The organism is Bradyrhizobium sp. NBAIM08 (genome assembly GCF_020193935.1).
GTDB classification, from domain to species: Bacteria; Pseudomonadota; Alphaproteobacteria; order Rhizobiales; family Xanthobacteraceae; genus Bradyrhizobium; species Bradyrhizobium yuanmingense.
The window spans coordinates 429,596-441,956 of the sequence record NZ_JADYVR010000003.1 but is presented as its reverse complement, the minus strand read 5'-3'; the positions used below and the strand labels follow the sequence as shown (position 1 = coordinate 441,956).

Here is a 12,361-nt window from a genome sequence, read left to right as displayed (position 1 = left end):
CGGGGCGCACGAGAGCTACTCTTCAAGCTCGTATCGCGCTGGGCCACGCGATGACTTGCCCTGACATCACAAGGCGGTTGCGCCCGCTCTCCTTGGCGGCGTAGAGCGCCTTATCCGCGGCCGCTATCAACGACGTGAAATCAGCATTATCGCCGAACGACATATGTGTGGCGCCACCAATACTGAGGGTGACCTGCTTGGATGGCGGGTTGAGCGCGTGCAGGATGCCGAGGTCTTGAATCGCTTGCCGGATTCGCTCGCCGACCTGCTCGCACCCTCCCGTGTCCGTATTTGGTAGCAGCAAGGCGAATTCCTCACCACCATACCGAGCGGCCAAGTCTGCTGGCCGCCGGGCCTGTTCTGCCAGGACCCCGGCGACCGAGCGGAGACATGCATCGCCCGCCTGATGCCCGTACTGATCATTGAAACTCTTGAAATGATCGACATCCATCAGCAACAGTGACAGAGGCCTTCCTTCGCGCCTGGCTCGGTCCCATTCCGCCTCTAGCCGCTCGTCGAAGTGTCTGCGGTTTGCCAAGTCCGTCAGGCCATCCGAACTGGCGAGAGCCGCCAGCTTATCCTCCAGGTCCTTACGTTCGGTCATGTCGCGCGAGATCGCCACCACGCCGTTGATGTCTCCACTCTGCGCACTTCTGGCGACGCGCAGCGCGGTTTCGATCCAGACCTCGCCTTTCTCGCGATGCCGAGTGCGATAAGTGATTCTCGCCTCCTCGGCTTCGCCGTTCATCAACGCGGAGATCGTCTCCTCAACCCGCGCCAGATCCGCCGGATTTATGCCGGCGAGGGCCGACGTATCCACCAATTCGTTCGGAGCCCAGCCGAGGACTCGCGCGCTGGACGGCGACGTATAGAGAATCCGTCCATCGACCGCTATACGCATGACCATGTCTCCCGACTGCTCCGCGAGGAGACGAAAATCCGCCTCCTTGGCGATCAGAGCAGCGGCCATCTTCTGCCGCATGTGCAACTGGCGCACCAGCCAAACCCCTGCAACAGCGAGCCCTCCTATCAGTCCCAGCACCGCAACCACGCGCGTCAGCGCCGCTTTGCGCCAGGGGGCCAAGACGTCGTCTTCCGATTCCGTCGCAACCACGACAACAGGGTAGCGACTGCTGAGTTGATAAAAGCTCAGACGCCGAACGCCGTCGAGAGGCGACGTGAAGTAGTAGACGTCCGCACTTGGCCGCTCGCGGAAATTCCTAAAAAGCGGTGCATTCGACAGATCGCGACCCGTATATCCGTTGTCCGGGCTACGCGCGAGGACAACGCCCTTCGCGGTCGCCAGTGCAATTGAGCCGTTCTGGCCAACGTCGAACCCGCGATAGAATTGCAAAAAATAGTCGACATCGATCGTGGTAAGAGCCACTCCGGCAAAACTGCCGTCAGGATGATCGAAGCGCCTTGACGCTGTGATGATCCATTGCCCCCTCGATCTGCTCCTCACTGGACCCCCAATGAAGGTTCCTCGCTCAGCCACGGCGCGATGATGCTGGAAATACTCGCGGTCGCTGTTGTTGAGGCCGGCGAAATCCACGGGCTCGCTGGTTGCGAGCCAGCGGCCGGTCTCGTCATAGACGAACACAGCTCGAATCCGGTTCGCGGCTTTGCGCCGGGAAAGAAAGGTCTGAATCTTCGCGATCGCCGCCGGGCTGGTCCCCTCGAGTTCGAGTTGGCCGACCAACACATTGAGAACGGTGTCCGCGAGTTCGAACGTATCGTCCGCGTGTTGCGTCACCGACCGGGCCAGATTGGCCACGTCTGTTTCGGAGCCCTTCAGCAGCGTCTGTCGCTGGGACCACTCCCGCCAGCCGCTGAGCGCGACAATCGCCAAGCAAGCGACCGCCACGAATGCGGAGGCCCAGAGCGTCAGACGCCCCTTCCGAAGATCGCTGCGGTGATCGATCAAGAGATGCTCCCTGCACCCTCAACCCCGTAAACGCCTTGGGCTAAAGGATGGTTGCTCGTTCCGCTTGTGATTTTTTGGGAGAACACCGGAAGGAGATTGACGGCATCGATGAGCGGCTTGACCGTCGATCGATAGCGCATGGACTGGTCCGGCGAGAAGGACAACACAGCAATCAACTCGGCGCGACGGCTTCGATTACTGTGCCGGCCACTCGGCCAAGGCCAGGTTCAGTAAAACTCGTCGGATGCAGGCTTCGAGCTCCGGCAAGAAGTGCAAAATCGTCTGTCCGCGGTTGAGGCCGAATGACCATGCTCTCTGCCGGCAGACGCTCGGTCGGCGAGACCGACGCGGGCTTCGCGCCGCCTGCAACAATGTGGGGCAACGGTGCGGCCATCAACCAGATGTTCTTAAGCATCGCCCTATTCACCGAGCACGCGACGACACCTTTCCGCTTCAGACGGGCGACGGTAAAGAGCTTGCGGATCAGCAGGTCTCGTTCAAGCGACTGCGGCAATTTGAACTGCACCCCGATGAGCCGGCCCCTTTGTTGCGCAATCACCGCATCGACCCATCCGACCTGCATGATGTGCACGCGCAGCGGTTCTCCGGCGCGAGGAAAGTCAATACCGGAGCCAAGCAGAACGCCGGCGCCAGAGAGGGAGATGTTGCTCACGCGTCCAGAAAGCTGCTCGCCGGTCGCGGTCTGGATCAAGATAGTTTCGTCGATGTCGAAACGCTCCTCGGTACGTCCCATCCGCGCCTGCAGCGAGGTCATGCAGACGAAGAAAAGCACGACGATGTTCACGACCGACCAGAAGGCGACCATCGGTAGAGCCGCCGGATGATCGATGATGCGCCATTCCGGGATCGTGTTCAGAACCACACCGACAACCGTCAACGCCATCAAGACCGCCGACGGCCAGAATATCTCCGCAGCGTAACTTGCGCGCCGCGCGGCAGCGCCCTTCGGCGTCACCCTGAACGCATGTCCCGCCGGCTTGACGAGAGTCCCCAGCACCGTCGGCAATATCTTGAAGCTCTGGATCGTCGCCGACACCTGAGCGGCGAGCGGAAAATGCACGTGCGGCGCGAACCAGGAGATGCCGCCGTTGAGCGCCAGGATCGCGGGGAACAAGTAGTAGAACACCGATTCGGGGGTGACATCGACGACAGGCGCCAAGCCGGTCCACATGAACACGATCGGAACCACCACGACCATGAGCGCCCGCAAGCCCAATGAGAGCCAATGCGTCGGAAAGAAGAGGAGCCGATGCATCAAGCCCAGTCCGGGGCCGAGCGGACCGGCGGCGAGGTACAGCGTCTGAATCGCGCCACGCGCCCAGCGTTGCCGCTGCACGAAAAAGGCATCAAGGCTTTCCGGCGCCAGTCCAATCGCCAGCGGCTCGCAGAGATAGCGGGTGACGTATCCCTTGCGCAGCAGGACGAGCGTCAGCAGGATGTCTTCCGTAATGGACTGGGTCGGCAAGGCATCGCCTACCGCGCGGAGTGCTGCGCGACGCGTGACGGAGTTGGACCCGCAACAAAAGGCACCATCCCAGCCGTCGCGCGCGGGCATGATGGAATCGAAGAAGAACCGTTGCTCGTCCGGCAGTCCCCTGTGCAGGCCGAGATTCGCCTGCATCGGGTCCTCATTGTAGAAGGCGTGCGGGATCTGAACGATTCCGACCTTTGGATCAGCGAAGAAGCCCATCGTGCGCATCAGGAAATTGCGCTGCGGCACGAAATCCGCATCAAAGATCGCGAAGAACTCGCCGCTCGTCTTGGTCAGGGCATGATTGATATTGCCGGCCTTGGCATTCAAATTGTCGGCGCGCGTGAGATAGCCGGCGCCCTTTTGCGTGCAGAGTGCCCTGAGCCAAGGCCTGCGACCATCATCCAAGACCCACACCTGGACGTTCGGATAGTCCAGGCACAGCGCGCCGGTGATCGTCTTTTCCAGCACCTCGAATGGCTCGTCGTAGGTCGGAATAAAGACGTCGACCGAGGGCAGCTCATCATCCGGCAGGCTGCGAAGCCGACGCTCGTGCTGATCTGCTTCGCTTCGGCGATCGGTCCTGCGAAGGAACGTCAGATAGAGAATGAACTGATCTGTGAAAGTCAGAAGCTCGACGAACAGACAGAACCAGATCCAGCCGACCTGATACCAGGTCCCGCTTGCCGGCAGCACTGTGGTGAAAATACGCCATTCGAGATAGTGGGCAACCACAAGCCAAACCACAACAAAGACCGCAAGACGCGCCCAAGGGCGCGCGACCGGAAAGGTCGGCGCCAACAGATACATCGCAGCAAAGATGCCCAGCATCGGCGCGAACAGCTGAGAGAGAGGCAGAGTCATGGCTTGCATGGAACATCTCGCTCACAGGAGCGATTGGTCGAGTTCCAGGCGAGCGGTCAGCCATTTCAACTTCGAGCTGACCAATCGTAGCAGGCCGTCGGCTCTGCGCTCGAAGCGCACCTCAGCCAATCGTCCGATATCGCAGGAGCCGTTGCGGTCGGCCGACGTCTCATTGGGCGGAAGCGATATCTCAATGGTAATGTTGCCCGGATCAGGCCGCGGCACCCGAGCCGCAAGCAGCCGATCATCGCCGTACGCGGCCGATCCGCGGACCTGCCGGATCTGGCCGCTCTTCCATTCGCGACTCCCAATCAGACGGACGGTAGCCGCATCTCCAGCCTTGATCTTCTCGAAATCGCGCTCGGGTAGTTCAACGACGATAAACCGGCGTTTGCAATCTGCGAAATCGAAGACCGACTGCCCTTCCGTGACCATCGAGCCCGGGCTGGCCGCGACCGACCAGACCACATGGGCTGCGGGCAAGGACAGATCGTAGTGATCGAGACGATCAAGTCGAGTGCGTTCCTCTGCAATTTCCGCGGCCAACTGCGCGGCACGTGAGCTGTTCTGCAACAGGTCTGTCTCGAGCTCCTGGCGGCGGAGGACAAGCCGCTCGCGCTGCTGCTGAGAATAGGGCACGTCGTTGGCATCGCCACGAAGATAAATGCCCTTGTCGGCCGCCCCCAATTCCGTCTTGAGGCGCCGCAGGCGTTCATCGGCCATCTGGCACCGCGTTGCGGTTGCCTCCTGCGAGGCCTGGGCCTCACCGGAGCGGATCTGCGAACTGATGCCGAGCTTCACGAGCCTCTCCATCCGGCCCGCGACATCGTTCCGCTGCCGCGCCTCAGCGAGACAGCCGCCTTTTTCAACTTCCGTTTCACCTATCTCGTGGCGCAGGCGCGCTACCATCCCCGAACGATAGTCCTCGCTTCGCTCGCGGAGCTTGCGATCGAGCTCGGCGATTTCCTCGAGTTGCCGGCGTGCGAGCTCGGCGCGTTTGGTGGACATGGCCAGCTGCTGATCAAGGTCCATGAGGTGCCGGCGATCCGGCGAACGCGCCTCGACCAGCGGCACCATCCGGGTGTGCTCGAAATATTCGCCCTTGCGTGGAAGATCTGACGAGAGCTGACCCGCCATCGGCGCAGTCACCCGCATGAGCTCGGCATTGACATAGGCGGAGGGGGCGATTCGGTAGGTCACATACGGCAACAGGGCCCATCCGCTGAGAGCGATGATCCCGAGCGCCAGGGACCGCCGAGCGATCCGGCTGCGAATGAAACGTTCGACATGCAGGCGAACCACGACTGGATCTCCAAATGGGCTTTGGTCGCTCCGCCTGCCCTTGCGAAGGCAAGCCTATCACCGCATGGCCCAGGTGTTGGCATGAAGCCTGCGCCTTGAGACAATGAGCAATCCGACAACAGCTGCTTGCCGAAATCAGGATTCGCCGCCGCAGCAGACTCCCCCTCGCAACCACGAGAAGCATATCTAGCTTTCACCACAGCAGGTTAAGACGTGTCAAAACCGGAGAACTACGGCTCGGGAATCGAGAACAAGATGCCGACCTATTCTGGCTTGAAGTCGGCGCGGCGCTTGTACTGATCGAATGGCGGCGCGGCTAACGCCCATTCCTAAGCAGCTCTTTCGCTTCCGCGAATTCGGGAAGACCATGCTCCGCCTCGAATTGAGCGACCACGGGCGCAAGCACTTCGGATAGCGTACGCGCTCGGCCATTTGTCTTGTACAGGCGTGCAAGTTCAAGAGCGCTGCGCAGCTCAAAGGTCTTGGTCTGCTGATGTTGTGCGATGTCCAGCGCCCGCTTGAGGGCGTCTTCGGCACTGGATTCGTCCGAAGGATTATGGCGCGATAAGAGTTTACCGCGGACACGATGCAGCTCGGCATCAAGCCAATGCTGGCCGGATTGTCCCGTCCCGGCGATCAATTCGTCCAGGATTTCCAGCCCGGTCTCGACGTCGCCTAAATCTGCAATCGCCAGGGCGACATGCATCCCCCAGAACGGTTCGCAGAGGTAGCAATCGTTCTCGTGCAGGAAGGTCCAGCCGTGACGCATGTCCGCCAGTCCGGTCATTCGGTCTCCCGCACGCCACTTGGCGAGGCCGTTCAGGTAGGTGCCGGCGGCCACGTACAGCGGCATCGTGTGGTCGCGCGCGAGACCGAGCGCCAGGATCGTCTCTGTCTGCTGCAACATGCCCCCGCATACTCCGTCGAACACCGCGCGATGAACCAACGCATTGGCCTGGGACAGCGCCCGTTTTTCTCCCGGAGTACCCACCGCTTCCGCGGCGAGCTTGCGCGCACGAGCGATGTCGCCAAGCGGCCAGAGCACCAAAGCGAGAAATCGCATGATCACGAACGGGAGATCCAGCGCCGAAGCCCTGAAGGTCGCGGGATCCGGTTCGGCCCGATAGATCGCCAGCGCCCGCTCAAGATGCGTACGCGCGTTCAAATACTCGCCGGCGAACCAGCAGGTCACGCCCCCAGTCGAATGGGCCACGACGGCGGCCACGGGCGAGTCCGGCCGTCGCTCAGCGGCGCTCCTGATGGCATCCGCCAGCTCCCGCATCGGAGCAAGTTCGCCATGGGTCAGGCAGGCATTGAAGAGGCCGGAATGGACCGGCGCAAGTTCAACGGGATCATCGATACCGGCTGCGAATTGTCGCGCGCGCGTCCATGCGGCGACCGTTTCCGGAGCACTGTGGCCGAGGCTGCCCCGCAAGGCACGGCCATATGCGATTTGAAGATGCAGCCTGCTCATCATCCGGTGGGGCTCGCCAGGCAATTGATCGGCGATCGCGATGGCCTTGCCGAGATGCGCGATCGCCTCGGAATAGGCCGAGCGTTTCAACGCCTGCTGGCCCGCCTTGCGCCACCATTCGAGGGCGATCTCGCTCAGCCCCGCCTCGGTGAAGTGGTGCGCGAGAACTTCCGGCTCGGTCTCGGCGACGATTGGAAACTTGTCGCGCAGGACATCGCCAATCCTTGTGTGAAGCACCTGCCGTTTGCTCTTGAGCAGGCTCTCGTAGGCCGCTTCTTGAACAAGGGCATGCTTGAAACTGTAATTTGCTTCGGGCGGCGTCCCACGACGCAGCAGCAGTTCGGCCTCTTCAAGTTGTCCCAGCGCAGCGCTCAGCGTCAGATCGTCGCGTGCCGCCACGGTTTTCAGCAGCGCGTACGAGAAGTCGCGGCCAATGGCGGCGCCTATCTGAGCCACCTCCTTGACCGGGGCGAGCCGATCGAGCCGCGCCATCAGCGAATCCTGCAGCGTCGCAGGGATAGCAAGCGGCGGCAGCGGACTATTCAAGCGGTAGCGCCCGGCATCCTCAACGAGCAGCCCGGACTCCAGCACCATCTTGGTCAATTCCTCGACGAATAGCGGAATGCCATCCGTCTTGTCGATGATCTGCTCCATCATCTCGCGTGGCAGCTGGCGACCGACGACAATCTGCTCGACGAGCGCGCGCGTGTCCTGCCGATCGAGCCGGTCGAGCCGCAACAGACTGACGTTGGCAAGGCCCGACCAGGAGGGCTCGAACTCCGGCCGCGACGTCAAGAGCACGAGTATCGGCAGTCCCCTGATCCGATCGACCGCGAGATCGAACAGTTCAAGTGTCGTGGCATCGGCCCAATGCATATCCTCGCAGATGATCAGCAGCGGCTGGCCTCGCGCCAGTCCCTCAAGCTGATCGAGAAGGGCGGCAAAAGTCTGCCGCCGCTGCTGCGCCGGGCTCAAGCCGAGGGGCGGGCAATGGTCGCCGGTGGGAATCGAAAGCAGAGCGGCAATGAGCGGTGTTGCCCGGGCGACCTGCTGGGTTCCTATCGCCAGCATTGCCTCGAGCTTGTCGAGTTTTTGATCCGCCGTGTCGTGCGAGCGAATTCCGGCGGCGCGCTCGAGCTGCGCGACGAAGGGATGAAGCGCACTATTGATGTGGTAAGGCGAACACTGATATCGCACGCGACGGTGCGACCCCAACGAGGGGCTTTCCGACAGCGTTGCTACAATACGCGACTTGCCGATGCCCGCTTCGCCGGAAATCAATACGAACTGGCCCCGCCCCTGCCATGCCTCCCGCTGGCGCGAGAGGATGAACTCGATCTCGTTCTTGCGGCCGACAAAGCCGATCGAGCGCGCGGCACGGACTGCCTCGAAGCGACTCTCGGATGCGGTCGCGCCTTCCACCGCCCAGACCGCGATGGGGTCTGCCATTCCCTTGACCTCCCGACGGCCGAGATTGCGCAGGGAGAACAGATCGCCAAGCAGCCGGCGCGTCGATGAAGCAACGACGACGACCCCCGGCTCCGCCAGGCTCTGGAGCCGGGCGGCGAGGTTTGGTGTGTCGCCGATAGTTGCGTGCTCCTCCGACGCATCTCCGCTGATGAGGTCGCCGACCACCACAAGTCCGGTCGCAATTGCGATCCGCAGTTCAGCTCGTTCGTCGGTCCCTGTCTTGAGCTGGCGTATCGCGGAGATCATGTCGAGGCCGGCGCGCACCGCGCGCTCGGCATCATCTTCGTGGGCGCGCGGATAGCCGAAATAGACGAGTATTCCATCGCCGACGAATCTAGCTATCCTGCCATCATAAGCAGCAATCACGCTCGCGCAGGCAGCGCGATAGGCCCGGATCACCTCCCACATATCCTCGGGATCGAGACGCGCCGAGAGCGCAGTCGAGCCGACCAGATCGCAAAACATGACCGTGAGATGACGCCGCTCGGCGTCCTGAGGAGGAGCGGGAGATGCGATCAACGCGGCCGGATCGAGGTCAGCGATAGCACGCAGCATCTTGCGGCGATGGCCGAGCAGGACTCCGAGCTTATCGAAGTCCTCATCCATCAGTTCGGGAAGGACGCCTATGTCGATCCCATTTTGGGCAAAGCGCTCCGCGTATTGCGCAAGCCCCAGCTTCTCGAGCCACTCCGCAATCTGCATTGGCTCCACCGATCGTGTGGTTAGCGGTTAGCAGAAGTTTTGGACCACGGCGCGCGGGGACAATATACCAACACCACCATGATGGCACGTCTTGTTTGTTGCGCGACAACTTAGGTTTCTCATTGCCGATATCACTTTCAAGTGGTGACGCTGCTCGATGCGAACGGCTTTGCTACCAAACATCGTCGGCACGCAGCATTGGACGGCGGAGGTTGCGATGAGTCGTCGCGCTCGTTTCGAACCGGAACCGAACCAACACTGCGGCTTGTGCCGAACGGACATTTTCCGCGACCGCAGCTCCTTCATTGCTCGCCGATAGGCGCTTCATAGCTGCGAGCCATCGTGCCCGCCGCAACCTGGAGCGAAGAACCGATTACCCAGCAGCCGGCAACAAAGCCGATCAGGCCGTTAGGCAGATTTTGATCAAGGACAAGAATGCTGACGGACAGAGTCGCAGCGATTGCCGCACCGAACGTGCCAGCCGCACTCATAATCTCGACCGGCTCGGAACCGTTCCATTCTTCCGAGATGCTCGATGTCGACCTCTGTGCGCCATGGCCAGCCATATCAATTCCGACGTAATAGCCGACAGCTCCGTAGAGCATTGTTATCAGGACGATCCAGCCGCTTTCGAATAGTCCGGCTTTCTGACGTAACAGGGCCGCCCCAACATAGAGGCCGCCAGATGCACCAACGGCGGCCAGCCCGATTCTTTCAAAAAGATGAGCCGATTTGATCAGACTTGAACGGGCGATCCGAAGATTGCCGACGCGCCTTGTTGCAGAAAAGGCGCTGAAAATTGCGCTGCTTATCGTCATAGGAGCTCCTTCTGAGTAAGTAGCAGCCTACCGGCCGACCCCGAACAGAAGCTGCGTGAGTTGCGCGATGCCCTTTCATTCCAATTTCTGAAGAATCTTTGCTGAGTGATGGGACTGGCTTTGCTCGTGAGCGAGACGGAACCAATCCAAAGCTGCGAGCATGTGGCTGCGCAGGCATTGCATCTCACCCGTGTTTCAAATGATCCGGGTGCGGCAATTTTCGTTGCGAGAGTGGTAATTCAGAAAGAGAGCGAGCGCGTATGAAGCGGTTCACACACGGTCCTCCCTGTCGCTCTATTCGGTCACAATTTCCGAAGGACGCATCTCATTTCGCGATAACGGACGGCGAACATGCTGGATCTGCAACGCGCGGTTGGTCAGCACGCTGCCCGCGTCTGGCGAAATCAAAGATACGCGCATGGTTTCGTGAAGCTCGCAGCCTCAGCCCGACCACTCCTCGCCCCAGACCTGCACGACGTGGCCGGGCGACACTTCGCGATAGTGCCGCACCGGCGGCTGGTAGTCCGGCGCGCGGACCGGGCTTCTGATCTCGTCGTTGGAGGCTGGTCGCTGCGTGCCGCGGCGCGACGGATCGGGCACCGGCACGGCGGCCATCAGCTTCCTGGTGTAGGGATGCTGCGGATTGCCGAACACCGACGCGCGCGGGCCGATCTCGACGATCTCGCCGAGATACATCACGGCGACGCGGTGGCTCATGCGCTCGACCACGGCGATGTCGTGGGAAATGAAGAGATAGGCAAGGCCCATGCTGGCCTGGAGGTCGAGCATCAGGTTGACGACCTGCGCCTTGACCGAGACGTCGAGCGCGGAGACTGCTTCGTCCGCGACGATCAGTTTCGGGCCGAGTGCGAGCGCGCGCGCGATGCAGATGCGCTGGCGCTGGCCGCCGGAGAATTCATGCGGGAAGCGCGCGGCCATGTCAGCGGAGAGGCCGACGCGGACGAGCAGGTCGGCGACCTTGTCGCGCACCTGCGACGCCGTTGCCAGTCCGTTGGCAAGCAAAGGCGCAGCGATCGCCGTTCCCACCGACATGCGCGGATTGAGGCTCGCGAACGGATCCTGAAACACGATCTGCATGTGCTTGCGGACATCGCGCAAAGCCCGGCCGTTCATGGCCAGCACATCCTGGCCATCGATCAGGACCGTACCGCTGTCCGGCTGCGTCAGCTTCAGGATGGAGCGTCCGGTGGTCGACTTGCCGCAGCCGGATTCGCCGACCAGCGCCAGTGTCTCGCCGGCGCGCAAGGTGAAGGAGACGTTCTCGACCGCATGGACGCGGCCCGAGACCTTGCCGAACAGGCCCGAGCGGATCGGAAAGCGCGTCGTGAGGTTTGAGACTTCCAGCAGAGGCCGCTCGGCGGGCGAGACCGTATCGGGCGTCTCGGCCGGCTCGTCCGACGTGCCCGTCACCTTGTCGACGATCGGAAACCGCATCGGCCGCATCCGCCCGTCCATCGAGCCGAGCCGCGGCACGGCCGCGAGCAGCGCGCGCGTATAGGGATGCGCGGGCGCGGCAAAAATGCGCGCGGTGGCGTCCGTCTCCACCGCCTGCCCGCCATACATCACCACGGTGCGGTCCGCGATCTCGGCGACCACGCCCATGTCGTGGGTGATGAAGAGGATCGACATGCCCTCCTCCTGCTGAAGTTCTTTGAGCAGTTCCAGGATCTGGGCCTGGATGGTGACGTCGAGCGCGGTGGTCGGCTCGTCCGCGATCAGAAGCTTCGGCTTGCAGGCCAGCGCCATCGCGATCATCACGCGCTGGCGCATGCCGCCGGAGAAGCGATGCGGGTGCTCGTGGAAGCGCGACGCCGCCGCAGGGATGCGGACGCGATCGAGCAGGCGGACGGTCTCCGCCTCTGCCGCCGCGCGCGACAGGCCGCGATGCTGGATCAGCGCCTCCGCGATCTGGAAGCCGATGGTGAGCACCGGATTGAGGCTCGTCATCGGCTCCTGGAAGATCATGGCGACGTCATTGCCGCGGATATCCTTCATATCAGCCTCGGGCAGCGCGAGCAGATCGCGCCCCGCCAGCATGACGCGCCCCTCGACCCGGCCGATCTCGCTCGGAATGAGCCGCATGATCGACAGCGCGGTGACGCTCTTGCCCGAACCGGACTCGCCGACGATCGCGACGGTTTCGCGGGCTGCGATGTCGAACGAGACCTTGCGAACGACGGGAATCCATTGCCGCTCGAGCATGAAGGAGGTGGTGAGGCTGGAGACGGAGAGTACCGCTGCCTGTGCTTCGGCAACGGCCTGATCAGATCTTTTTGTGCCGATGCTCATGC

6 protein-coding genes are annotated in these 12,361 nt (G+C 62.0%); all 6 read right to left on the bottom strand.

The genetic code is table 11. The features are described from left to right. Positions 1-22: 22 nt before the first annotated feature. The 6 genes from I6F37_RS12900 to I6F37_RS12875 all read right to left on the bottom strand — a co-directional run bounded on the left by I6F37_RS12900 (position 23) and on the right by I6F37_RS12875 (position 12,359). Positions 23-1,927 (bottom strand): diguanylate cyclase, encoded by a 1,905-nt coding sequence (locus I6F37_RS12900; protein ID WP_225112147.1) that lies wholly within the window; start codon positions 1,925-1,927, stop codon positions 23-25. Positions 1,928-2,099: 172 nt separating this feature from the next. Then, positions 2,100-4,292, bottom strand: coding sequence for a glycosyltransferase (locus I6F37_RS12895; protein WP_225112146.1), 2,193 nt, complete (start codon positions 4,290-4,292; stop codon positions 2,100-2,102). 12 nt (positions 4,293-4,304) lie between these two features. Further along, positions 4,305-5,585, bottom strand: a complete 1,281-nt coding sequence (locus I6F37_RS12890; RefSeq protein ID WP_225112145.1) for an HlyD family efflux transporter periplasmic adaptor subunit — start codon at positions 5,583-5,585, stop codon at positions 4,305-4,307. 316 nt (positions 5,586-5,901) lie between these two features. Beyond that, the gene (locus tag I6F37_RS12885) at positions 5,902-9,231 is read right to left on the bottom strand and encodes an adenylate/guanylate cyclase domain-containing protein (RefSeq protein WP_225112144.1); all 3,330 of its coding nucleotides are present in this window, start codon (positions 9,229-9,231) and stop codon (positions 5,902-5,904) included. A 302-nt stretch (positions 9,232-9,533) separates the two neighbouring features. Beyond that, positions 9,534-10,049 (bottom strand): hypothetical protein, encoded by a 516-nt coding sequence (locus tag I6F37_RS12880; protein ID WP_225151373.1) that lies wholly within the window; start codon positions 10,047-10,049, stop codon positions 9,534-9,536. A 441-nt stretch (positions 10,050-10,490) separates the two neighbouring features. Further along, positions 10,491-12,359, bottom strand: coding sequence for an ABC transporter ATP-binding protein (locus tag I6F37_RS12875; protein WP_225112142.1), 1,869 nt, complete (start codon positions 12,357-12,359; stop codon positions 10,491-10,493). Between the last annotated feature and the right edge of the window lie 2 nt (positions 12,360-12,361).

Excerpts from the sequence above, each read along its gene's own strand:
- I6F37_RS12895 (WP_225112146.1), bottom strand. The coding sequence starts at position 4,292 with ATGCAAGCCATGACTCTGCCTCTCTCTCAGCTGTTCGCGCCGATGCTG.
- I6F37_RS12885 (WP_225112144.1), bottom strand. The coding sequence starts at position 9,231 with ATGCAGATTGCGGAGTGGCTCGAGAAGCTGGGGCTTGCGCAATACGCG.
- I6F37_RS12880 (WP_225151373.1), bottom strand. The coding sequence starts at position 10,049 with ATGACGATAAGCAGCGCAATTTTCAGCGCCTTTTCTGCAACAAGGCGC.
- I6F37_RS12875 (WP_225112142.1), bottom strand. The coding sequence starts at position 12,359 with ATGAGCATCGGCACAAAAAGATCTGATCAGGCCGTTGCCGAAGCACAG.